The organism is Stenotrophomonas riyadhensis, assembly GCF_040256885.1.
In the GTDB taxonomy this organism is placed as follows: Bacteria; Pseudomonadota; Gammaproteobacteria; order Xanthomonadales; family Xanthomonadaceae; genus Stenotrophomonas; species Stenotrophomonas riyadhensis.
Genome location: NZ_CP155568.1, coordinates 2,739,020 through 2,761,911, shown reverse-complemented (window position 1 = coordinate 2,761,911; position 22,892 = coordinate 2,739,020). Strand labels below are relative to the sequence as shown.

At 62.4% G+C, this 22,892-nt stretch carries 17 protein-coding genes; 15 read left to right on the top strand and 2 right to left on the bottom strand.

All coding sequences use genetic code 11. The annotated features are described in order from the left end of the window. Window positions 1-15: 15 nt before the first annotated feature. The 10 genes from SriyCCGPB3_RS12885 (at window position 16) to SriyCCGPB3_RS12840 (ending at window position 14,214) form a co-directional block, all read left to right on the top strand. Window positions 16-366, top strand: coding sequence for a hypothetical protein (locus tag SriyCCGPB3_RS12885; protein ID WP_008268344.1), 351 nt, complete (start codon window positions 16-18; stop codon window positions 364-366). Window positions 367-486: 120 nt separating this feature from the next. Then, entirely contained in the window at window positions 487-3,222 is a 2,736-nt protein-coding gene (locus SriyCCGPB3_RS12880) for a type VI secretion system Vgr family protein (RefSeq protein ID WP_350259377.1), read from the top strand. Then, entirely contained in the window at window positions 3,209-4,120 is a 912-nt protein-coding gene (locus tag SriyCCGPB3_RS12875; protein WP_350259376.1) for a DUF4123 domain-containing protein, read from the top strand. The genes SriyCCGPB3_RS12880 and SriyCCGPB3_RS12875 overlap by 14 nt, the downstream gene beginning before the upstream one ends. Further along, on the top strand, window positions 4,113-7,358 hold the full coding sequence (locus tag SriyCCGPB3_RS12870; protein WP_350259375.1) for a toxin VasX: 3,246 nt from the start codon (window positions 4,113-4,115) through the stop codon (window positions 7,356-7,358). Before SriyCCGPB3_RS12875 ends, SriyCCGPB3_RS12870 begins: the two co-directional genes overlap by 8 nt. 6 nt (window positions 7,359-7,364) lie before the next feature. After that, the gene (locus tag SriyCCGPB3_RS12865) at window positions 7,365-8,426 is read left to right on the top strand and encodes a hypothetical protein (RefSeq protein ID WP_350259374.1); all 1,062 of its coding nucleotides are present in this window, start codon (window positions 7,365-7,367) and stop codon (window positions 8,424-8,426) included. Window positions 8,427-8,900: 474 nt separating this feature from the next. After that, on the top strand, window positions 8,901-9,800 hold the full coding sequence (locus SriyCCGPB3_RS12860) for a hypothetical protein (RefSeq protein ID WP_350259373.1): 900 nt from the start codon (window positions 8,901-8,903) through the stop codon (window positions 9,798-9,800). A gap of 229 nt (window positions 9,801-10,029) precedes the next feature. After that, entirely contained in the window at window positions 10,030-10,965 is a 936-nt protein-coding gene (locus tag SriyCCGPB3_RS12855) for a DUF6708 domain-containing protein (RefSeq protein ID WP_350259372.1), read from the top strand. A 21-nt stretch (window positions 10,966-10,986) separates the two neighbouring features. Further along, window positions 10,987-12,033 (top strand): DUF6708 domain-containing protein, encoded by a 1,047-nt coding sequence (locus SriyCCGPB3_RS12850; RefSeq protein ID WP_350259371.1) that lies wholly within the window; start codon window positions 10,987-10,989, stop codon window positions 12,031-12,033. Window positions 12,034-12,109: 76 nt separating this feature from the next. Next, window positions 12,110-13,162, top strand: coding sequence for a DUF6708 domain-containing protein (locus SriyCCGPB3_RS12845; protein WP_350259370.1), 1,053 nt, complete (start codon window positions 12,110-12,112; stop codon window positions 13,160-13,162). Further along, the gene (locus SriyCCGPB3_RS12840; protein ID WP_350259369.1) at window positions 13,159-14,214 is read left to right on the top strand and encodes a hypothetical protein; all 1,056 of its coding nucleotides are present in this window, start codon (window positions 13,159-13,161) and stop codon (window positions 14,212-14,214) included. Before SriyCCGPB3_RS12845 ends, SriyCCGPB3_RS12840 begins: the two co-directional genes overlap by 4 nt. A 39-nt stretch (window positions 14,215-14,253) precedes the next feature. Here the strand turns inward: SriyCCGPB3_RS12840 and SriyCCGPB3_RS12835 are convergent, their stop codons facing one another. Next, window positions 14,254-14,457 carry a hypothetical protein gene (locus SriyCCGPB3_RS12835; RefSeq protein ID WP_350259368.1) on the bottom strand — a complete coding sequence of 68 codons (204 nt, stop codon included), beginning with the start codon at window positions 14,455-14,457 and terminating at the stop codon, window positions 14,254-14,256. A 45-nt stretch (window positions 14,458-14,502) separates the two neighbouring features. Continuing rightward, entirely contained in the window at window positions 14,503-15,381 is an 879-nt protein-coding gene (locus SriyCCGPB3_RS12830; protein WP_350259367.1) for a hypothetical protein, read from the bottom strand. A gap of 74 nt (window positions 15,382-15,455) precedes the next feature. On the opposite strand from SriyCCGPB3_RS12830, the gene SriyCCGPB3_RS12825 reads away from it, so the two are divergent. From SriyCCGPB3_RS12825 to tagF, 5 genes are all read left to right on the top strand, one after another. Then, the gene (locus SriyCCGPB3_RS12825) at window positions 15,456-16,337 is read left to right on the top strand and encodes a M15 family metallopeptidase (RefSeq protein ID WP_239496481.1); all 882 of its coding nucleotides are present in this window, start codon (window positions 15,456-15,458) and stop codon (window positions 16,335-16,337) included. A gap of 102 nt (window positions 16,338-16,439) precedes the next feature. Then, window positions 16,440-16,700, top strand: coding sequence for a PAAR domain-containing protein (locus tag SriyCCGPB3_RS12820; RefSeq protein ID WP_110712641.1), 261 nt, complete (start codon window positions 16,440-16,442; stop codon window positions 16,698-16,700). Window positions 16,701-16,742: 42 nt separating this feature from the next. Then, a complete protein-coding gene (locus SriyCCGPB3_RS12815; protein WP_350259366.1) occupies window positions 16,743-18,176 on the top strand; it encodes a hypothetical protein in 1,434 nt (477 codons plus the stop codon). A gap of 15 nt (window positions 18,177-18,191) precedes the next feature. Continuing rightward, the gene (gene tssM, locus SriyCCGPB3_RS12810; protein ID WP_110712639.1) at window positions 18,192-21,911 is read left to right on the top strand and encodes a type VI secretion system membrane subunit TssM; all 3,720 of its coding nucleotides are present in this window, start codon (window positions 18,192-18,194) and stop codon (window positions 21,909-21,911) included. Further along, on the top strand, window positions 21,908-22,891 hold the full coding sequence (gene tagF / locus SriyCCGPB3_RS12805) for a type VI secretion system-associated protein TagF (RefSeq protein WP_110712638.1): 984 nt from the start codon (window positions 21,908-21,910) through the stop codon (window positions 22,889-22,891). The genes tssM and tagF overlap by 4 nt, the downstream gene beginning before the upstream one ends. The last annotated feature ends 1 nt before the right edge of the window (window position 22,892 follow it).

The following is a 22,892-nucleotide window of genomic DNA, read 5'->3' as shown; positions in this document are numbered from 1 at the left end:
CAAAAGGAGAACGCTATGGAATTCTATGGATTTGACCGCGAAGCCGCCCTCAACCACTGCGACAGCCTGGAACTGGGCCTGGGTCGTGAACTGGACCGTGTGCGTGCCTGGAACCGCCTGCGCCCGGAGCACGTGATCGAACTGCTGGACACCGCCGTGCCGGCCGCCCGCCAGGATGCACGCAACATCGCCGCGCAGATCAGCCGCGGTTCCTGGCGCATCCACATGGATGCCCCGGTGGTCGGCAAGCCGCAGCTGGTGAGCAACGTGCGCGAACTGCAGATCACCGCCGGCGGCCGCGACTACCGCCTGAAGATCAGCGAAGGCGTGCGCCTGCAGCTGGAAGAGATCGTCCAGGCTGCCTGATGGCCGTGCGTGCCTGTCGCCCCTGCAGGGGCGCAGGCCGCGCGGAAGCGGGAAGCGGAGTACACCGATGCGCATGCCGCATGCAGACCACCTTGAAGCACGGGAAGCCGGGGAAGCACCATGGATCTGGTAAACAACCTGCGGGCCGCGCTGGCCGGCCCTTCGCACGCACAGCGCTTCCTGCGGCTGCACACGTCGCTGGGCAGCGATGTGCTGGTGGCCGAAACCCTGGATGGCGTCGAGCAGATCGACGGCATCGGTTTCCAGTGGACGATCACCGCCCTGTCGTTGGACGCCGGCCTGCAGTTGGCGCCGCTGATCGGGCAGGGCGCGCTGCTGCAGCTGCAGCAGGCCGACGGCAGCCCGCGTCCGCTGCATGGCCGTATCACCGCCGCCGAGCGGCTGGGCAGCAATGGCGGCCTGGCCCGCTACCGGCTGCGCCTGCAGCCGTGGCTGGCGTTCCTCTCGCAGCGGGTGGACAGCTACGTCTTCCACGACAAGACCGTGGTCGAGATCGTCGAGGACCTGTTCGCCGACTACGGCGGACTGGCACCGGCCTGGCGCTGGTCGCTGGGCGACGCCAGCCAGTACGCGCGGCGCAGCCTGACCACGCAATACCAGGAAAGCGACCTGGCCTTCGTCCAGCGCCTGCTGGCCGAAGAGGGCATCTATTACTGGTTCGAGCATGCCGGCGAGCCCGGCAGCGCGGACTTCGGCACGCACACCCTGGTGCTGGCCGACCACAGCCATGACACGGCCGAACTGGGCAGCGTGCGCTTCCACCGCCGTGACGAGAGCGAGCGCAGCGACAGCGTGCAGCAGTGGTCGACCGCGCACCGCTGGCGGCCGGGCAAGGTCGAGCGTGCGACCTGGGATTACCGCACGCTGGAACGCCGCCAGGCCAGTGCCGAGGCCGGGCAGAGCAACGACCTGGGCATCGTCGACCGCGACACCTGCGGCCCGTATGGCTGGCAGGACAACGCCCGCGGCCAGCGTCGCGCGCAGCAGCACCTGGATGCGCTGCGCGTGCGCGCGCACACGATCGAAGGCGCCGGCCAGTGGCGCGCGCTGGCGCCGGGCGCGCGCTTCGGCCTGTCGCAGCATCCGCAGGTGGGCGAGGACGCGTCGTTCCTGTGCCTGTCGGTGCGGCACCAGGCGCGCAACAACCTGGATGCCGACGTGTTCGACGCGCTGGAACAGACCCTTGGACCGGCCAGCGTCACCGTACCGACGCTGCCTGGCGCACTGTCCGGGCTGGCCTATGGCGATGCGCCCGATGACGTGTCCGCCGCGTTCTACGACAACCGCTTCGTGGCCATTCCCTCCGAGGTGAGCTACCGGCCACAGACCGAGGACGGCCATGGTGCACACCTGCATCCGCGGCCGACCATCACCGGCACGCTCAGTGCCATCGTGGTCAGCGACGGTGACCCGCTGCTATCCGACCGCGATCACCGCATCAAGGTGCAGTTCCCGTGGCAGCGCGGCGGTAACGCCAGCAGCGGCCTGGCCCACCCCGGTGGCGACGACAATGCACCGGCCAACGGTGGCGCCTGGACCTGGGTGCGGGTGATGACGCCCTGGGCTGGCGACAACTGGGGCGGCGTGGTGCTGCCGCGCCGTGGGCAGGAAGTGCTGGTGGCGTTCCTGGAGGGCGACATCGATCGCCCGGTGGTGGTCGGCGCGGTCTACAACGGCCGTGGCCAGCAGGATGCGCAGCACAACCAGATCAACGGCGGTGGCGCCAACGCCACCGGCAACGCCGCCGCCTGGTTCGAGGGCAATGACCACGCGGCGGTGTATACCGGCTTCAAGAGCCAGGCGCTGGCCGACAGCCAGGGCGGTACCGGTGGGTATCAGCAGCTGCGCTTCGACGATACGCCCGGGCAGGGCCGCGCGCAGCTGTCCACCACCCAGCACGAGACCACGCTCACCCTGGGGCACCTCAAGGGCGGCCAGGACAACGTGCGCGAGGGCGAGCGTGGCTTCGGCGTGGAACTGGCCACGCAGGCCCAGGGCGCGCTGCGCGCCGGCCGCGGGTTGCTGCTGACCACCGAGCAGGGCACGCCGCAGATGGCGGCGCCGCAGGCCCTGAGCCAGCTGCAGGAAAGCCAGCAGCTGCTGCAGCAGCTGGCAGAATCGGCCGCCAACCAGCAGGCGCAGCTGCCGAGTGACCCGAAAGAGCTGCCGGTCGATACCACCTTGACCGAGCTGCAGGAAGCGCTGCGTGCCACTCACAGCGGCAGTGCCGCGGGCAGCATCGCGGGCGGCGACGGCGAAGCGCCTGGCTGGAGCGCACCGGTGCTGCTGGGCAGTGGCGTGGCCGGCGTGTTGAGCCTGACCCCCGCCGACCAGGTCTGGGTGAGCGGCACCCACACCACCCTGGCCAGCGGCGTGGCGCTGAACTGGATGACGCAGGGCTCACTGACGATGGCCGTGGCCGGCGGCCTGGTGCTGTACACCGCGGGCGTGCAGCCCAGTGGCGAAAGCCCGAACCAGGAGCGCGGCATCGCGCTGCACGCGGCACAGGGCAAGGTGAGTGCGCGCGCACACAAGAACCAGGCGATCGTGGCGGCCAAGACGCAGGTGCGTATCGCCAGCACCGAAGCGGACGTGCAGCTGTCGGCGCCGAGCAAGCACCTGCTGGCGACCGCGGCCGGCGCCTACATCCGGATTGAAGGCGACAACATCGAGCTGGGCGCGCCGGGGAAGGTGGAGTTCAAGGCGAGCCAGCGGGAGTGGGTGGGGCCGGCGAGTGTGGCGGGGGAGGCGAAGGTGCCAAGTGCCACCCTCGACAAGTGCAACGAGGCAAGCGTAGATGCGGCAAAGGCAGGGGCTGCGAATGTCGCGCTATGACGGCCGGTTCGATGTTCTGGTGGCGCTGCGTGACAAAATCGCAGCGTCCGCGCAGCCGTGGTTCGTTTTGATCGACCCTATGTCGCGTACTGATCTGAGCTGCATTGACCAGTTTAATAGACAGAAGCATCTGGTCGATTTGACGGGCTATGGCCTTGACAGGGCACTCTGCCCCTATGTCGTTAGAATTCTGGGAAGTCGAGACGAACTCCTTGAAGAGACTGTGTCGCTGGCATGGGAGCGCCGCCAAGATTGGCAGGAGCCGCAGCCGGTCTGCGGCTGGTTGTGTTCAAATCTGTCTCCGGGTTCGATTGCTCTTTCCATCAAACAGATAGCTGTCACGCGCACGAAGGATGGGAATAGAAATCTGAGAAGATTCTACGATCCGAGGGTGGTCAGGCATGCATCCTTCTCGGAGTTCCCTGTGTATGCGCCAGATGGTTGGGAGCAATGGCTTCAGCTAGGTTTCGATGGAAACGCGCTTCTCGTTCCACACAGGAGGCCCGATGCTGATCGAATTGGCATCATCCCGAGCGATTCAATCCATGAGGGGTGGGTGGTCCCTACCGTCGCGGCGATCGCGCAGTTGCAGCGTTTTGGTGAAAGTCCATCGGCGCATGAGCAACGACTGCAATTGGCAGTTCGCTGTGGGATCGAACTGGGACTCTCCCCGGAGAGTGCGGCGGATGCCGTCAGTTTTCTCCTGCATAAAGTGCTGGTGCATCCGGAAATTGAGCAGCATCCGACGGTTCGCACGTGGCTGAAGCAAGCGGTATCAGGCGAAGCATCGTACGCAGATCAGAGCGCCGAGGCCTCGCCCAGCTGGTGGCGCGACGTGGAAAGCGGGCAGTGGCAGAAGAACATCAAGGAAGAATCGAGGGAGACGCGACATGGCTGATGGCGCCGCGATTGCGGGAAGTGTCAAACGTTCAGTACAGAACACGGCACCGTTTGGCGACTGCAAGAAGTGCGACAAGGCAGGTTTTCCGATCCTGCCGATGCGCTTTGCCTACACACCGAAAGCAACGGTAGCCCAGACCAAGGCAGCGAGCCTCGATGGTCAAGACTACAGCCTGAGTGCCGGCGTACTCGCATTACGCATGCTTAGCCAAGGCTACCTCTACATGCTGGATGAGCGTGGTGCTGGTACGTGGAGGTCGTTCCTGGTGGGCGTCGACGGCTCACTTTCTGAAATGCCGTCGGTAACGACCGTTGAACCGAGCGAGGCACAATGTGGAAGAAGTGACCACAATGTACGTTCAGCCGCATTCTCGGTTCGGGATCCGAAGCAAGCCAAAAGAATCTGGCTGGCCTACTTCAGTGTCGTGCAGACCGAGCATCAGCTCGCAGTTTACGAAGCTGCGCTGCTAGGAAAGACTATGCCCGAGCGAAGCTCGGAAGATCCAGAAATTGATCCTGCCTACGTGGAAAGGCGCTTTCAGGTCTATTCTGTTCCTGACTTGATGTCCGCAGCAAAAGCTGGATCGCTTGCGCATCCCCAGGCATGCCTTTTCGGGGACGGTCTGGGCAAGCTGAGCGAGTATGCAGCTGAATTCACAGGAAAGCATCAGGTGTATGCCGAGAGCATTACGCCCGGTGCCGACTATTCTGCGCGAGCTTCCGCTATTGCCTCGCGAATGGCAGGTATGCACGAAGGTGGTGGTGTTGCCGTCTATCTGCATGATCCGATGGGTATTGCCATGGAAATTCGGCATTTTGCAAGCCTGCGGCGCTTGAGTATTGAAAGAATCAATAAGAAATACAGTAGGCAAATTGCGGTCAAACGTTTGATCGAGCAGATTGGGGCCTCTTGGAAAGCTGGTGGTGCCGACAAGGCGGAGGAGTGGGTAGAGGACTATCTGGATAAAATTGACTCGTCGAAGATTGAAAATTTCGAGTCAAGCTTCAAAGCGGAAATTGGAAATCTCCCGGCGTTGCTGGACGCACATGTTGAAGATTGCAGCTCTTTCGCGAACGGCTGGGCTCTGCAGACGTGCGTAAGGCATGACTTCGACGTGGCTGAACCCGATAGCGTTCTGGAAATGGTCTGTCAGACTGCAGCTGTACTTGGCGGTGGTGCGCTCTGTGACGCTGATCGCAAGAACATGGTCAAGGAATTCGAAAAGCCGGCTGAAGAGAACCTTTGGTACTGGGTGATCACTGGTGGTCAGAAGAGCTTGCTTGCGAACATTGCTGAGAACAAGGCTGCTGATGTTCAGGGCATCATTAAGTCAAGTTATAGTGTGTACCAGTCGTGGCTGGACGAGCATGCAGCGTTCACGGCGCAACTTCAGTCCCGCCTGGCAGGTGGTCTTCCGGATCCAAGTGGGAAGCCTGGCCCTGTGCGAGTGGCGGCCTATCGGAATGCGTTGGCGACGGACGAGGCAATTAGGAGTTTGATTACCGGTGCGCAAGGAATGCTCACTGATATCAAATTTGCTGGGTTTAAGAACCTGCGGGTTTTTTCCATCGCGGGTGCTCTATGGTTCCGTACTGCAGTGCAGCCGGTTCTGGAGGTGGTCACCGTTGCGGATTTTATTCGGGATAACAAGGAGAGTGCATGGGGGCACAAACTGGAGGCCAGGCTGCAGCGGTCGGTGGATCCAGAAGGTGTGCGCCGATCCTCAATCAATCTTGCTGATGTCACGGATGAACTGGGGGAGGCTGGGCGGAAGAAAATTCCACTACTGCGGATACAGTGGGGTGACGTCATTGAAGTGGAATCTCTAACTGGCCAGCAAGCGCGTGAAGTGAGTCGACAGGTCAATCGTCGGGTTCGCGCTCAGAGTAAGGCGGCTGCGGCGGCTGCCGCGAGTCGTGGGCGAAAGTTCACAAGAACGCCGCTCAGTTCGAGTATGGAGAAAATATACGAGCAACTCCGCAAGCAGGGGCTGATTGAGCAAGCCGCCCAACGCGCTCAGCGGGAGTTGGCTGAAGAAGCGGCCCGTGTGACGGCTGCGCGTGCAAAAAATGCGACTGTAACCGCGGTGGCCACGCCTGCTGCTATGCAGTCATTGCCTCGGGCAACGTCAGCAGGATGGAGCACCCGTGCAATTGTCGTGCTGAAGAATGGTGGTGCTGCAGGTAGCTTGGCAGTTTGGGCGGCAGGCTTCCAGGTCGTGGCTCTTGCAGCATCTGTGAAAGAGTGGAAGGAAAAGCCATCTGCTACCGTTCTCGCGAAGATTGTCGCCTCATTTCTCGGCTTTACCGGCGCCACGCTGGAAGCGGTTGGAGCGATGTCACTTCTTCGCGCATATTTTTCCGGGAGAGCCGCAGGCGTATTTGCCACGCGAGCGACCGCCGCCGGGGGGATTCTTGGTGGCGCTGCAGGAATCATAGCGGGTGTCTTGACCATGGCTGACGCAGCGGATTTGTATGATCAGAAGGACGACGATGCGGCAATCCGAATGGCCTTTGCTGGACTGCTACTGGCAGCCAGCGGTGGCGCTACGTTGCTTGGCGGGGCTGGGAGCGTAGGTCTAGTATCGCTGTGGGGAGGCCCGATTGTGTGGGCGATCATTGCAGTAGGTGCCGCAGTTGTGGGGCTGTATTTGTTAGTGGCGGCGGAAGATAAACGTGATAATCCGCTGCAGGTTTGGTTGAGGTCCTGCATATTTGGTATAAAGCCTACATATGCAAATGAAGATGAGGAAGTTCAGGCCGTTGAAAAACTTTTCGTAATTCCATTCGCGATTAATTTAGTTTGGCGGAAGGGTAAGTCTGTCCTCGGCTTTCGTTTCGGCGGGACGGTGGACGTCACTATCGATGTGCCAGATGTCATGCCGGGCCAAGGTTGGTTGAGCTACCGAATCGTGCTTGAGATGAGCGACGGTCGCATCTTGGAAGCATCGTCGAATCGATCAATTGGATCGGATCTGCGAGAGGGCTTGGTCGACAAGAATCGGATTTCAGAAGGATTGGAGTACCAAAATCGCGGTTTGGCTTCACCAACCAGTGGCGGAGCGACGTTAAGAAATAGTGAGTCCGGAGGTGTAATGTGGCGAATTATTTACGTTTCGGATGAGTTGAAGAAGGTTACTGTGACGGCTAAAATGTGGCCGGACAAGAATAATAATGCCGATCTTGTTTTGCCTGCCGCATCGGGCATGACGGAAAGTGTAGTTGCTGGAGGTTGATGAGTAATGCGTGAAGAGCACTCTTCCGTCGCACCGCAGGTCGAAATCTTGGATATGGGGGCTCCAGTTCGAGGGGAAGGCGGAGCAATGTATCCACTGCTTCTGCGGAGAGCGGAGGCGGGTGGCGCTGATTTCGTTCTAGACATAAATGATGAAGTATTGATTGCTGCGCCCGATGTTGCCTCGGTTTCCGCTGGGAAGGGTATAGCAATAATTTTCCTTTTCTCACTTATCCCGATAGATGCTGCAATTCTAAAATTAATTCCGAAAATGGCCGCGGCGGGGCAGATGGTCTCGATCCCAGTAGTTGTAATGGTCTTGATGCTACTGCTAAGTGTTGCTGTCGGTATTAATGTATTTAACGCAGTTCGAGGGGGTAACCGGATCGAGCCAATTTTGCTGGATAGGCAGAAGGGGACGGTTACGCTTTTCAGTAAGGTGGGTGTAAGCACATACGACTGGCGTGTTCTCAAGCCCTTCATTCGCATTGTTCAGATTGTCCATGCTGCGGGTGGTGCAGTCACGTATCAGCTTATCCTCGCGGATGTTGATGAGGATACAGGTGTTGTCCGTTCAGAATTCATCGCGGCGAAGGGGGACCTCATTGGCGCAGGGGTTCAGCGCTATGGCTTCTTTAAGCAATTTATGGATGGGCCGCATGAGGGGCTTCCTAATTTCCAAATCGTGTCGCCGCGCATGGGCTGGGCGAAGCAACTGGCTGTGAGCATTTGGACAGGCGACATGCTCCGCCAGCGCTGGATGGGTGAAAAGTCCTGGACGCTTTGGATGGTTATTTGCAATATGCTGTGGGTCATGTTGATTACGCCGCTGCAAATCACAGAGTTGATTGGGGCTTGGATATCCAAGGGGCCATTTGGCTTGAAGGAAACAGGGCCATGGCCGGGCAGGTTCGAGAGTATGAGGGGCGACTCCCTGCTGAAAGAAAAAGGTAAGCGCTATGCCGAGGTCACGAACAAGAGTAAGAGTATTTTGTTGGTGTCCATGGCGCTCGGTGTAATCGCTTGGATGGTGCCCATTGTTCTTTTTCTTAAAGTCGCGCTCCTATAGCAGGATGCTGTCAAATTCGTCTCAGATGACGATTATTGATGATGCTGTGCAATTGACCGCTTCAGAGGATTCCGGCGGGTCCACATTCGCAATGATGGGCTTGCACGGCTTTTGGGGTCGGATCGAGACAATCGCGCCATGCTTGCATGAGGCCTGCGGGCCGGGGGCACACTGCCAGTCCGCTAGGTCGGAGTTCTTTGCCCCTCAGCCCTGAACGGGTCAGTGGGGGGATTACCCCTCCTCCGGGAAGGGTGCGAGAAAATTCCACTTCTGGAGTCAGTTAATCTGTGGGGGAGGAATACCCTTCGAGCACGCGCCTGAACCATGCACGCCCAACATGATCTCCGCTTTACTGAAGGCCCCCTACCTTTCGCTGCCACCTCAAAGGCCTACTCCGTCCGTGACGTAGTGCGGCTTGACGATGAGGCCATGGTCTGGTCGGAAGGCACAGGCGCGTCACGGATGGAATCCATAATGCCGGTCGCTGCGTTGGTACTGTTTTGCATGGCCATTGGCTTGGGTTACATGGGGGTGATGCTGGCGCTTGACCCTACTGAGAGCATGGGAATGCGTGTATTCGCATCAGCATGCGCGAGCCTTGGGGTCGCGGCGCTCGCAGGATCCGCTTTTCTCTGCGTCAAGCAGAGTATTGGCAGCAAACAGAGCGATCTGTACTTCTTCCGCAGGAGCAGGAAGGTTTTCTGCGTTGTCGATGGCAAGCAATATTTGTTGGACTGGAACAACGTCAGGCCTTATGCCCGCGTTGGATACGGCCCGGTCCAGTTCGGCGCGCCCTTGATGATGGCTCTCGACCTGATGGAAATCTATCCGGAAGCCCCTGAGACGTGGCGTCTACGCTTCACCGTCGATGGCCCCCTTCCAGACCGGGAGGCTTGCCAGCAGTCATGGGAATTGATCCGGCGCTACATGGATGAAGCGCCCGAAGCGATGCCCGCCACATTCCTGGTTGATCCATCGCACTGGACGACATCCCTGCTGGAGCGAGGGCCACTCTCCGCCGGCGGAGCGGGCAAGGAGATGATTGAACGCATGCGTGCCATGAACTGGAATGTCTTCATGGTCCCGCAGTATCTGGCGAGCGTTCTGCTATGGCTGATCTTCTGGCCAGAGCCCTTGTCACAGATGCTCTACGCGAGGTTCAAGCGTCCTGTGCCCCTCCCCAAGGAGGTTCTTGCCAGCAACTCACTTCACGGCAGCAGCGCGAATTACTGCATTCTGCGCTCCAGTACGGAAGATGTCGCTGGTAGAAAAAAGGCCGCTCTCCAGGTTGCGATGGTGTGCGGCATCTGTTGCCTGATCAGCATCGCTGCCTGGAGCTTGATCACTTACTCGCTTCTTTTTCTGCGCACCTGACAATACGGTCATTGCCTGCGGTTATCGCCCTTCAATCCTCATTCTGAGACGCCATGACATTGTCCCTCGGGAGCCTTTTCTATCCTGTCCTCATGCTGGCGCGCTCGCCCAGACTGCGCATCCAAACCGGGCACGGTGCGCACTTGGGCAGCCCTCGCGATGACGCCACGAAGCCACCCAGTAACTCAATCCCGTGTCATGCTCGCCGAGGACGCTGAAAGGAGGTTCGATGTTCACCGGATGGATGCGGGAGTTTCCCCTGGGGCGTGGGCTTTCTCCACATGAGGACGCCTCGCGTTTCGATGCCCATACCCCCCAACCCGTGACGCCTGCCGAGCGCGCCTGCCTGGTCCGCTTCAACTCGACCTACATCGATCTGATCGATCGTCGTTTCCGGCTGCGCGGCATGGTGTCGACCACCGTGGTCCTGCTTGGCACGCTGGGATTGTTCCTGCTTGGTTTCTTTCTTCTCTTCACTGTGGTCATCCCCAACCTTGAGGGAGACGGCTGGGACTGGGTGATGTATGCGATGGTGGCTGCGTGCGTGATCGGCGCCCCAGCACTGTTCTGGCATATCACCCTTCGATACGAGTTCTTCACCTACGTCTGGTACCCGACGAGATTCAATCGGCGTAACCGCACGGTCTACTTCTTCACCGGCGGTAAGGAGGGGGCCGTATCCGTCCGTTGGGATGAGGCCGTGTTCTACATCGGGCGAGGAACCAGCGAGGAGTTCCTGCGTGATCTGCGTTGCAGCATCATTGAGGATCACGTCGTCAAGCGGACCTTCGCTATCGGCCACTACTTCGATGACGAGCTGAAGATACGGGCGATCTGGGAGTTCCTTCGTCGCTATATGGAGGACGGTCCTGCGGAAGTGGTCGACACTATTGACGGTCGGCAGATGAACCTGTCCGTGGTGCCGTCATTGCGCAACTGCTATCTGTTTGTGGTGGCCAGCCTGGGGCCAGCCATGCTCAGTGCCAGATTCATCCTGATGCCGCTGCTGTTGCCCCTGGTGTTCTGCCGGTGGCTGGTCCTGCGATCCTGTCGCATGCCTGTTTGGCCGCAGTGGGTAGAGGAGGCGTGTGCGGTTGATGCGGATGACCCACTTGGACTGGTCGAGACGGACGTCATGGCGCCGCCTGAGTTTGAACGTAAATGAATCCCATCGGGGAATGACACAATGGATTACGCTGGAATCGACGCAAGGAACCTTCGCTTCGCGGTAAATCGCTCATTGACGGCAGATGAGGAGCGAGAGCAATTGAAGGTCTCGGTTCCCGTTGGCATCCCGGCGTGCAGCGGATTGTCCGTGATCAGATTCAGTGCGTCCTACCTTGAGCTTGTAGACCGTTGGTATCCGGTGAAGGGCTTCAACGTATGGCTCTCGGTGCTCGGCGCGCTGGCGATGATTCCAACGTCGCTGTATCTCCTGTTCAACCTGATCATCTTCGGGGAGCCTTTCAAGGAGGAGGAGCGATGGATCCTCTGGTGCTTCTGGGCCTTCATCGTTCCCGTTTCATCGTTCATTCTCGCGGGTATCGTGTGGTTGTTTAGAAGTGAGTGCTTCCGATGGACGCACTACCCGATTCGCCTTGATCGGACGGGGCGCAAGGTGCATTTCTTCCGCCAGGACGGAACGGTCGCTACTGGTGACTGGGACCGATTGTTCTTCTTCATTGGTGAGGCGACCACGCCACCCTTGGGAAAGACGCACGACATACGGGCTCACTTCCTGTCGGAGGATGGAAGGACTGTCCTTGAGACGTTCTCGGTGGGCTACGTGTATATGGGCGACCGACGTGATCTGCTCGGGCTATGGGAGTTCATCCGACAGTACATGGAGGGCGATGATGAAGTGGTTGCCCGGAATTGCGCTGATGTTCCAATTTGCATTCCAGTTCATGATCGCAAGGAAGGTTTTGTATTTGGTGTGGTTCGAACATTCGCAGGCTTGATCCACTGGCCATGGCTCCATCTGGTCGCATGCCTGCCTTTCAGCTTCATTGCCATCGGACGTTGGGTGGCAATGTCCACCTGCCGTATTCCCGTATGGCCGAATGAGATCGAAAATGATGGTGCTGTCACTGGAAAGGATCGCTGGCAGCGGGATTGGCGGGACAATCCCAGACTTGGCTTCCTGGAGAAGACATGGCCGCTGATCTGTACCGCAACTGGCGTTGGGGCGGGACTCTGCATCATCTACATGATCGAGCGCTCGTTAGGATGATTGTCGATCAACACAGAGCGGGGCAGCGGGTGCGGTCCAGCTGCGACTTCGCTTTCATGCACATGGAGGATGGGCGATGAGCCAGTTCGCCGGCTGGCTCGCCCAGCGGTATCGCAACAACCGTCGTTTGGACAACTACGAAGTCGCTGCCGATGTCCGGAATTTTGATGCATCAACGCTGGCGCCCCTGGATAAGGGCATTGTCTACCTCGATGACGATTGCATCGAGTACGTTGACCGGCATTTTCTCTATCGCGGATGGGCAGCGATGTGGGGCTTTGTCGTTATTGGCTTGGCGCTACTGTTCGTCTCGGCCATTGCGCATGCAACGGTGACGATGCAGGCTGAAGGCAAGGCGGTCAGCTCGGAGATGGCCATTACCGTCGCTGTCCTGGGTGTTCTGATGCTCGGCTTCGTCGCATTTGCCTACAAGATGCTTCTCGGAAGAGACATCTTCCGCTGTCAGTACTACCCCATCCGCTTTGATCGCGCTACGCGTCAGGTGCACGTCTTCACGGGTGGGCGCAACAAGGTGGTGTCGGCGCCCTGGTCGGATGTCCGCTTCATCATCGGCAGGGACAAGCCTGCGGGACCTGGCGAGGACTACACCTACGATCTCAGGGGCCTGGTGATGCGCGGCGATCAGGTGGTCCACACCTTCGCAGTAGGGTCGGATTGCGGCTCCAACCCTGCCGTCGTGCTCGCGCACTGGGAAATGATCCGGCGCTTCATGGAAGAGGGGCGTTCCGCGCTCCCGTTCCCGCCGTTGCAGCTCTACACCTCGGTAGCACCGAGTTTCCGCAATGCATTCATCATTCATGTGTCTTCGGCCGGCTCAGGGCTGATGTGGATCGCGCTGCCGCTCACCTTGCCCTGGGCACTGTTCCGCTTCCTGGCGATGAAGCTGTGCCGCAAGCCGGTCTGGCCCGCGTCCATCGTCAGGCGCACGGCGGCTTCTTCGGGTACGCCGCCACTCCGCGCCCCCGTTGTGTACGGGCGGGTCGATCATGCAGAAGGGCGCGCGGAGAAGATGGAGCGCTTCTGGAAGGAGTCGATAGCTGCAGCGAAGGCCCGGAACGATGAGGTGGGGCATCAGCTGAAGGAACGTGCGGCTGAGAGGGGGAGATGAAGGTGTCCGGATTCAAGGTGCTCCCAGGCCAGAACGGGCACTGGGGGCATTTCCTGCAGGAGGTGGGTCTGCCGGGGCGGGCATCCACGAGCCCTGGTCGCGCGGTTCAGTGGATTGACGAGAGCTCCCTGGTGTTCGCAGGCTGGAAGCGACCCTCGAATCGGGGCTTTCTGTTCGTCCTGTCACTGGTCGCGTCGTTACCACTCATCAGTATGGCGATCAACGTGGCTTTGACGATCGAGAGCTGGGCGCAGGGCTGGCCGCATTTGATTCTGCTGGTCACCTTGTATGCTGGCGGGGCGATCGGTTGTCTGGCGTCGGTCTGTCATCTGTATCGCATGCCTGCTGAGCCGCCGGTGGTACTCAGTCGCCGGCTTGGAAAGTTCTACTACTGGGTGGACACGAAAAGAGGCTGGGTAAGTCTGGATTACGATGCTGCGGTACCCATCAGCAGGAGAGATCTCGTCCGTGGCAAACATGGCTCCACGCCAGTCCAGGTACTCGCTGTTGTTGAGTTGACGCCAGGCAGTCGCCAGATCGACAAGTTCCTGCCCCTGTCGGAGCCGGAGCTCAACGACGCAGGTCCCGAAGAGCTTTGGGAGTTCATTCGTCATTATATGAACGGGAATATGCGAACGCTTCCTCAGGTTGCCTTCGCTCCGACGACGGGTGGAGTGCAGGCGGATCTGGCACGGATGGAGCGGCTCGTCTTCGATCCCTGGATTGATCCTGACCATCGTGTCAAAGGGCTTTCCGGCAGGTTGTCTGTCCTGTTTCTCGGTAGCCTCATGTTCTGGTTCGAGCTGGCGGGATTCTGGCTGCTGCGTCACGCACCTCGTGTTGCGTGGCCCGACGCCCTGGCCAGCGAGCTGGACTCCCTGACGATGAAGGCACCACTCAACCGGAGCGCATGCTCACAGCAGCGGACAAGCGAGGAACGGGCGCCACGCTTATGGGTCCGCTGGCTGCTGCCGGCATTGTTCAATGCAGTGATCGTGCTCGCGCCGATGGTTCTGCTGGCGCTTCTGCCGTGGACCTCCGGCAACGCCTGATACTCAACCCATGGGGGCTGGACCGGAAGCTCTACCCGGCTAGTGCGTAGCAACGTAGTACACCGTGAAGATGAGCAGCGCCATGGAGCCCAGCAGCGGACTGATCGCCAACCAGCGCTTCGTCTTGGATTGCCAGCGCGAGAAGCGTGCAAGGTAGTGATAAACCGAGTGCGAGACGAGGCTGAGAAGGCCAAGCACCAACGCAATGTAGACAAGGCTTATCGGTTCGATCTTCACGGTCATTCGTCATCGCTGCGTCGGGCACGGCCCGACGCCGCAGGAGACCAACTACATCGCCGGGCAGGCCGGGTCCTTGCCGCTTACGGCGGCGCAGATCCGCCGGCGGCAATCCACGCCCTTCAGCGAGGTTGGGCTGGGGCAGCTGCGCAGCTGGGCCTGGATGTTCGACTCGGTCGACGCGGACTTCTTGCTGGCCACGCGCTCGAAGGCGGCACGCTCGTCCTCGGTGCGCTTGCGCTGGTCGGCCTCGATCTGCGCGATCAGGTCATCCATGCTCTGCGGCTGGGTACTGGCCTTCGCCTTGCCCTTGGCCTTGTCTTCTTCCTTGATGATGCCAAGCAGGGTGCCGAGCAGGTTTTCATCGCCCTTGCCCTGGGTGCCGGCCCGCGGCGCCTCGCGCGTGCTGCGTGACGCTGCTGCAGGGCTGCGTGCGCTGGTGCCTGTTGTTGCCGTGGCGGGGGCGGCGACTGCCGCGGCTGCATCAGCAGGCGCGGGCGTCATGCTCTCTGCGGGTGCAGGTAGCGCGGGCTCACCCACTGCAGGCGGCGCATCCACGATCATGGCCGCACCGTCGCGTGACGACGTGGCGGGGATATCCGGGTGCCCCGTTGCGTGAGCCGGATCCGGGGCCAGCGAATACTCGCTGGGCTCGGGGTAATCGGCGCTGCCGGAGAGGCCCCACGCAGCAAGCCCGGCAATTGCGACGACGGCGGCGCCGATGCCCAGCCATAGCCCGAGGCGACGGGTGCCACCAGACGATACGCGCGCAGCACGAGGCGACGCGGTTGCCTGCCGGCCCTCCATGTCTGCCAGAATACGGCCCGCATTGGGGGCCTGGCCTTTGGTCTGCGCTCCCCCTGAGAGCAGACTTGGCCGGTTGATTCCGCCATTATTCAAGTGCTTCCAGCCCTTGGTTTGAGTCGGCATCTGCCGAAGCGAATTTTCGCATTCTTAGTGAAAGCGGTTGGGGCGTCAACCAGATCGCGTGTCAGGGAGGACCAGTGTTGCCAATCGTGGTTGCAGCCATTGCCGTCGTGCTGCTTGTGGCACTGGTGTGCTGGGTGTTGTTGTTCCCTGAGACGGTGGAGTCGCTGCGTCAGGCGTTGGCGCGCCGGTTCGGCGGATTCCGGCGCAGGGCCGGGCGGGTCGGTGGCAAGGTCGGTCACGGCGTCACGCGGGTGCGCAGTGGGGTTCGTGAAGAGGCCGGTGCGGCGCATAGCGCGATCCGGCGCCATTGGCCGATTCTGGCAATTGCCACGGCCGCTCTGGTGATTCCTCCAATTGTGATACTGGTCACACGCCAGACGGTGGTGCTGGAAGATTTTCGCGGCGATGATCTGGCGGAATCCAGTTCGATGGTGGCCCAGCTGCTGCGTGGCGAGCGACTGACCCCGCCGCCGCCGCCGCCGCCGGAGGTGTTCACGACCGCCGAGGTGCGTCGTTTGCGGCCTGAAATTGTCACGGCGGACCGCAAGTGGAACCAGATCGATGCGGATCTGCAGCAGCGCGTGCTGGCCATCTACGAGGTGATGCGGCGCCAGTATGGCTACGAGATGGTGCTGATCGAGGGCTATCGCAGCCCTGAGCGCCAGGCCGAGTTGATGGCGGGAGGCAAGGCGACACGGGCCGGTGCGTGGCAGAGCTGCCATCAGTATGGCCTGGGCGTGGACAGCGCCCCGATCCGTGACGGCAAGCTGCAGTGGGACATGAATGATGAGTGGACCAAGCGCGGCTACTTCCTGTACGGCGAACTGGCTGAACAGGCAGGGCTGGACTGGGGCGGCAACTGGCGCAGCATCAAGGACTATGTTCACGTGGAAATGACATCCCGCTGCCGCGCGGCGCGTGCGGCCAAGCGTGAAGAGCTGTCACGCCAAGGGTGATAACCACACGGTGGTGCTGGTATGGTTATGGCGATGATCTGGGTCGCCGGGGCACAGGGGGCGATGGAGCGCCAGGTCACACAGGATCAAGGAGCATGATGGATGGCACGACCATTTATTGTCGTTGGTGACAAGCTCAGCCACGGTGGCAGCGTGGTGGCAGGCACTGGCGAGACCGACATCAATGGCAAGCCGGTGGCGCGCGTGGGTGACCGTGCCGTGTGCGCGATGCATGGCACGACCACGATCGTCAGTGGTGACGCAACCGTCATGATCGACGGCCAACCGGTGGCGCGCGACGGTGACCGTACCGGATGCGGGGCGACATTGGTGGCTTCGCAGGCCGCTACCGGCCTGCGCTGATCGGCGCGGTCGACGGGAGCAGCGCATGGAGCAGGGCAACTGATGGCAGGATGGCTGGGCAAGGCAGCGTCGGTGGTGATGGTGTTCATCGCTACCTGGGGCGCGACGATTCTCTATTGGCGCAACAGCGGCACGGTACCGACCGGCATGCAGATGCTGGCCTACCTGGGCCTGCTGCCTGTTGGGCTGAGCAGTGCAGGCTTCATGCTGCGCGGCGCTGTGCGCCGTGGCGCGGAATCGGCGCTGGACAAGGCCACGTCTGATGACGGCAAGGCGGGAGCTGCAAAGCAGGAGGCGACCGATCCGCAGTCCGCTGCGCCGCCTTCGGTCGCGCTGCTTGCCGGCACCCTTCGGTTGGGCGTGGATCTGGATGCGCCGGCGCTGCTGGCGACGGCTGCTGCACCACCGCGCCCTTCGCTGGATGGGCGCTTCCGTGACAACTACAACCTGCCGGTGCGGATGAGCGCGGCCCAGGACCTGGACGAGTTCGAGGTCGTGCAGGCGCGCCAGGATGGCATCGACACGGCGGCGCATGAACGCCGCGCACTGGCGTTGCTGCGACCGGTGCTGGAAGAGCTGCTGGAATCCGTGTTCACAGTGCTGCCGGAGATCGTGGCCTCTGAGGAAGTGGTGGTGGCTGGGCTGCGTCGTCGCGACGAACAGCGCGTGGAGAACGTACTCAGCATCGAGCTTCTGGTGCCCGGCAGCTGGTCCGATCCGCTGCGCCACTGGGCACAGGACTGGCTGCTGGAGCAGGCGCGCCTGGCGGGCCTGGATGCGCGCCGCTTCGATGTGCGCGTCACCACGCTGGATAGCGCCCGCGAAGTCTGGCCGCATCTGCAGCGGGTGATCGATGCGCTGTCGACGGGGCAGCCGCGCTGGCACCTGGTGCTGGCGGCCACCTCCTTCATCGATTCCGCACTCGTCGCGGCCTGGCAGGCCTCGGGCGTGCTGGCGACCGCGCAGAATCCCGATGGCCGGGTGCCGGGCGAAGGCGCCGCCGGCGTGCTGCTGTCCAGCCGGGCGCTGGCGCACGACGGGGCGGGCCGCGTGTGGCGCCCGCAACTGGTGCGTGCCGAACAGATCGAAGCGCAGCGCCCGGCCGAGCAGCGCCGGCAGCTGGCGGCGCTGGCCACGCACTGGCATGCCTCCCTCGGCCAGGCGCCGGCGCAGGCGCAGTTCGTGCTGCACGATGCCGATCACCGCGGCGACCTGATGGTCGATGCCGCTGCCATCGCCGCGACGCTGGCGCCCGACCTCGATTTCAGTCCGCAGAGCCTGGCGCTGGCGATCAGTGCCGGCGAGCTGGGGCCGGTGCTGCCGATCGCCCAGCTGGCGCTGGCCCATGCACAACTCCAACGCCAGGCCGAACCGGTGTTGCTGCTCGGCGTTGCCGACAACCAGCAGCGCCTGTTCGGCCTGGTCGACCCTCTTCCTTCCCCGACGCTGCCGGCCGATGCGCCGTCGGCCTCCTGACCCCTGGATCCCTGCATGAGTTTGAGCAATTTCAGCTACTACCTGCGCGACTACCGTCTGTGGATGGTGATCGGCCTGGTCGGCGCCGCTGCGCTGGCCCACTACGGTGAAGCCGAAGCGCGGCAGATAGGCATCTGGGTGGCCGTCGTGCTGGCAGGCCTGCTGCTGCTGGCGCTGCTGGTCTGGGGCATCAAGCGGATCCTCGCGCGGCGTGCGGCCAAGCGGGTGGAGGCGATGGTCAAGGACGAGGCGGACAAGGCGGTGGCCTCGTCGCAGCCGGCGCAGCGTGCCGATACCGAGGCGCTGCGCACCCGCATGATGGACGCGGTCAAGCAGATCAAGTCCTCGCGGATGGGCGTGCTGAAGGGCAACGCCGCGCTGTACGAGCTGCCATGGTATGTGATCATCGGCAATCCTGCGGCCGGCAAGAGCACGGCCATCCTCAACTCCGGGCTGCAGTTCCCGTTCGAGGACAACCGCGGCAACGTGGTGCAGGGCATCGGCGGCACCCGCAACTGTGACTGGTACTTCACCACCAATGGCATCGTGCTCGATACCGCCGGCCGTTACTCGGTCAGCGTCGAGGACCGCATGGAATGGCTGACCTTCCTCGGCCTGCTGAAGAAGAACCGTCCACGCGCGCCGATCAACGGCGTGATCATCGCCGCCAGCCTGGCCGAGCTTTCCGGCAGCAAGCCGGAATTCGCGATCGAGCTGGCCAAGAACCTGCGCCAGCGCGTGCAGGAAATCACCGAGCGGCTGGAAGTGTTCGCGCCGGTCTACGTGCTGTTCACCAAGGCTGACCTGATCGCCGGCTTCAGCGAATTCTTCCGCAACCTGGACCCGGGCGAGCGCGAGCACGTGTGGGGCGCGACGCTGCCGTTCGACGTACAGCAGCAGGGCGACGCACTGGCCGCCTTCGACAGCCACTTCGATGAGCTGGCCGAAGGCATCAAGGAAATGAGCCTGACCCACATGGCGATGCAGCGTGGCCGCGAGGTGTCGCCGGGCCTGTTGTCGTTGCCGCTGGAGTTCGTCGGCATCAAGCCGGCGCTGCGTACGTTCATCGCCACGCTGTTCGAAGACAATCCGTACCAGTTCAAGCCGGTGTTCCGCGGCTTCTACTTCTCCAGCGCGCTGCAGGAAGGGCGCTCGGTGCACCATGCTTCCGAGCGTGTCGGCCGCCAGTTCAACCTGGAGCGCGGCTCCAATGTCGATGAAGCGCCGACCGGCCACACCGCGTTCTTCCTCAAGGATCTGTTCCGCAAGGTGATCTTTGCTGACAAGGAGCTGGTGCGGCAGTATTCCAGCCCCCATCAGAACCGCCTGCGCTATGGCGTGTTCCTCGGCGCGGTAGGTGTGCTGGCGTTGGCGCTGGGCCTGTGGACCTGGTCGTATACGACCAATGCGCAGCTGGTGGCCAATGCGACCAAGGATCTGGACCAGGCCGTGCGGGTGCAGAAGGACCGCATGGACCTGAAGTCGCGCATCGACGCGCTCCTGCTGCTGCAGGACCGCATGGAGCAGCTGGACCGTTACGGCAAGGAGGGCGGCATCACCACCCACCTCGGCCTGTACCAGGGCACGGCGATCCGCGAGAAGCTGCTGCGTGAGTACAACCATGGCATGCAGCAGGTGATGCTGGCCCCCACCGTATCGAACCTGGAGAACTACCTGGGCCAGGTGGTTGCCGAGCGCGACAAGCTGGGGCAGGGCAACAGTACCGCCGCCGAGAGCGAAGTGCTGTACCAGAATGCCTCGCCGACCAGCACCAACGATGCCTACAACGCGCTCAAGACCTACCTGATGCTGGGTAATCCCAAGTACGTGGAAGGCGCGCACCTGTCGCAGCAGCTGACCCTGTTCTGGCGCACCTGGCTGGAGGCCAACCGCGGCCAGATGAGCCGCGAGGAAATGGTCCGCGCGGCCGAGAAGCTGATGACGTTCTACGTGGCGCAGGCCGGCAAGCCGAGCTGGCCGCAGGTGCAGAACAAGGTCACCCTGGTCTCCGATACGCGCCAGGCGCTGGGGCAGGTGATGAAGGGCCAGCCGGCGATGGAGCGCGTGTATGCACAAATCAAGGCGCGGGCCGGCGCACGTTTCGGTACCACCACGGTCGACAGCCTGGTGGGTGTCGAGCGCAATGGCCGCCTGATCAACGGCAGCTACGCCATTTCCGGCGCCTTCTCGCGCAAGGCGTGGGAGGAGTATGTGCAGGATGCGATCAAGGAGGCGGCCAATACCCAGCTGAGCACCACCGACTGGGTGCTGGGCACCACCGAGCAGAGCGACCTGTCACTGGCTGGCAGCCCGGAGCATGTCTCGCGCGAGCTGGTGAACATGTACAAGAACGACTACGCCCGTGAGTGGACCAAGTTCCTGCAGGGTCTGAGCGTGGCGGAGTTCAGCACCTTCGACGAGGCTGTCGGCCGCATCAACAAGCTGGGCGACGCCAGCAACTCGCCGTTGCGCATGCTGCTGGAGCGCATCAACGAGGAGACGGTGTGGGACAACCCGCAGGCGCTGGCACGCTCCAGCAAGGCGCGCAAGGGCTTCGTGGCCTGGTTCCAGCGCACCATCCTGCGCAAGGACCCGGCGGCGACGGCGGCGGCGCAGCCGGTCGGCCCGATCGGCAAGGCCTTTGAAGGCATCGCGCGGCTGACCAGCGAGCGCGGCGACCAGCCTGCCGTCATCACCGCGTACTTCGAGACGCTGGCCAAGCTGCGTGCCCGCCTGAACGCGATCAAGAGCCAGGGCGAAATCGGTGTCGGCACCCGCAAGCTCATGCAGGACACCTTCAGCAACGAGGGTTCGGAGCTGAGCGTGGGCCTGGCACTGGTGGACGAGCAGGTGCTGACCGGGCTGGACGAGAAGCAGCGCGAGGCACTGCGTCCGCTGCTGCTGCGACCGCTGACCCAGACCTTCAGCACGCTGATCGCGCCGACCGAGGATGAGGTCAACAAGACCTGGAAGGCGCAGGTCTACGATCCGTTCAAGGCGCGCATCGGCCAGCAGTACCCGTTCAACCTCAACTCCGATGTCGATGCGGCACCCAGTGACATTGCCGGTATCTTCGGCGCCAGCGGCAGCATCGCCGCCTTCAACAAGGAGGCACTGGGGACGCTGGTGATCCAGCGCGGTCCGCTGCTGGAGACCCGGCGCTGGGCCGGGCAGGGCGTGAACCTGTCGGCCGAGCTGGTGGCCAACTATGGCAACTGGGTGAGTGGTTCGGCGGCTGGTGCGGCGCAGGACACCACGATCTTCGAGATCCTGCCGGCCCCGGCAGCCGGTGCGCTGGAGTACACCATCGAGATTGATGGCCAGGTGCTGCGCTACCGCAATACGCCGCCGCAGTGGACCACCATGCAGTACCCGAACGTCGGCCAGGTGCCGGGCGTGAAGATCACGGCGGTGACCGGCGATGGCAGGACGGTGGAAGTGTTCAGTGCGCCGGGCTCGAACGGCGTCAACCGCCTGATGTCGGCCGGCCAGGTCGAGCGCCTGGATGATTCCAGCCGCATCACCTGGACGGGCAATGGCGTGTCGGTTCCGGTCGAGATGCGCATCGTGCGCCGTGCCGGTGAAGCTGCGCAGGGTGGCGGTGATTGGCAGCGCGGCTTGCAGTTGCCCGAACGGGTGGCTGGTGGCGAACCCGCCGCACCGGCGGTGCCCGCTGCCGCGCCGCCGGCGACACCGGCCCCGGCCCCGGCCCCGGCCGCTGGAGGTGCCCGATGAGCCGCGTGGTCAGCGCAGGTGTGTCGTACTTTGGCAAGGTGCCATCGCGTGGCGATTTCGTGCGTGCGGCCGACAACCATCAGTTGCTGGGCTGGCTGGATCGCTGGGCCGGCGAAAGCCTGGAGCTGCTGAGCCAGAGCCCGGACTGGAAGCAGCGCTACGACGAAGCACCGGAGATCCACTACGCCTTCCTTGGCTCGCGCAGCAAGATGGTGTTGTGCGGTCACTTCCTGGCCAGCCGCGATGCGTCCGAGCGACGCTTCCCGCTGCTGTCGGCGCTGCGCCTGGATGCACCGGAACCGCTGCCGTTCATCGGCCGCAGCCCGCTGGCGATGTCCAACGCGTGGTCGGGCCTGGCCCGTCTCGCCCGCCAGGCCTACCAGGACAGTGATGCCGCACAGGCACTGGCGCAGCTGGCCGACGCGCGTTTCAGCATCAGCACCGATCCCGGTGACTACAACGGCAGCTTCCAGGATTTCCTGGAGAACACCACGGTCGCCGACCTCGAGCAGCGCCTGCGCGATTCCGGCCATGGTGACGTGGCGCTGCGCCAGGTGCTGCCGGCCCTGGGCCTGCTGCTGCAGCCGGTGCTCAGCGGCGGTGACGTCAACATCGACAAGGCACTGGTGTTCCCACTGGTCCGCGATCCCGCCTATCGCCCGCTGGTGGCGGCATTCTGGCTCGACCTGCTGTCCAGCTTCGTCGCCCGCGGTGATTTCGAACTGGCCGTGCTGATCCGCAATGATGCCGCGCCGAGCATGATCGTCGGCTTCAACGGCGCCGACCGCCAGGTGCTGCGCGCGGTGCTGGACCCGGCCGAGGCCGGCGACTTCCTGATCCGCATCCAGCACTCGGAATGGGTGGACGACTACCTGCGCGGCGACTACAACCTCAACCGCTTCGGCAGCTTCCTCGACCGTGACGACCTGGCCCTGGCCACCGCACGCAAGCTGTTCGGCGAGACTTTCCTGGGAACCTGAC

Excerpts from the sequence above, each read along its gene's own strand:
- SriyCCGPB3_RS12845 (WP_350259370.1), top strand. The coding sequence starts at position 12,110 with ATGAGCCAGTTCGCCGGCTGGCTCGCCCAGCGGTATCGCAACAACCGT.
- SriyCCGPB3_RS12880 (WP_350259377.1), top strand. The coding sequence starts at position 487 with ATGGATCTGGTAAACAACCTGCGGGCCGCGCTGGCCGGCCCTTCGCAC.
- tagF (WP_110712638.1), top strand. The coding sequence starts at position 21,908 with ATGAGCCGCGTGGTCAGCGCAGGTGTGTCGTACTTTGGCAAGGTGCCA.
- SriyCCGPB3_RS12865 (WP_350259374.1), top strand. The coding sequence starts at position 7,365 with ATGCGTGAAGAGCACTCTTCCGTCGCACCGCAGGTCGAAATCTTGGAT.
- SriyCCGPB3_RS12820 (WP_110712641.1), top strand. The coding sequence starts at position 16,440 with ATGGCACGACCATTTATTGTCGTTGGTGACAAGCTCAGCCACGGTGGC.
- SriyCCGPB3_RS12850 (WP_350259371.1), top strand. The coding sequence starts at position 10,987 with ATGGATTACGCTGGAATCGACGCAAGGAACCTTCGCTTCGCGGTAAAT.
- SriyCCGPB3_RS12885 (WP_008268344.1), top strand. The coding sequence starts at position 16 with ATGGAATTCTATGGATTTGACCGCGAAGCCGCCCTCAACCACTGCGAC.
- SriyCCGPB3_RS12875 (WP_350259376.1), top strand. The coding sequence starts at position 3,209 with ATGTCGCGCTATGACGGCCGGTTCGATGTTCTGGTGGCGCTGCGTGAC.
- SriyCCGPB3_RS12840 (WP_350259369.1), top strand. The coding sequence starts at position 13,159 with ATGAAGGTGTCCGGATTCAAGGTGCTCCCAGGCCAGAACGGGCACTGG.
- SriyCCGPB3_RS12855 (WP_350259372.1), top strand. The coding sequence starts at position 10,030 with ATGTTCACCGGATGGATGCGGGAGTTTCCCCTGGGGCGTGGGCTTTCT.
- SriyCCGPB3_RS12830 (WP_350259367.1), bottom strand. The coding sequence starts at position 15,381 with ATGCCGACTCAAACCAAGGGCTGGAAGCACTTGAATAATGGCGGAATC.
- SriyCCGPB3_RS12835 (WP_350259368.1), bottom strand. The coding sequence starts at position 14,457 with ATGACCGTGAAGATCGAACCGATAAGCCTTGTCTACATTGCGTTGGTG.
- SriyCCGPB3_RS12815 (WP_350259366.1), top strand. The coding sequence starts at position 16,743 with ATGGCAGGATGGCTGGGCAAGGCAGCGTCGGTGGTGATGGTGTTCATC.
- SriyCCGPB3_RS12870 (WP_350259375.1), top strand. The coding sequence starts at position 4,113 with ATGGCTGATGGCGCCGCGATTGCGGGAAGTGTCAAACGTTCAGTACAG.
- SriyCCGPB3_RS12860 (WP_350259373.1), top strand. The coding sequence starts at position 8,901 with ATGCCGGTCGCTGCGTTGGTACTGTTTTGCATGGCCATTGGCTTGGGT.
- tssM (WP_110712639.1), top strand. The coding sequence starts at position 18,192 with ATGAGTTTGAGCAATTTCAGCTACTACCTGCGCGACTACCGTCTGTGG.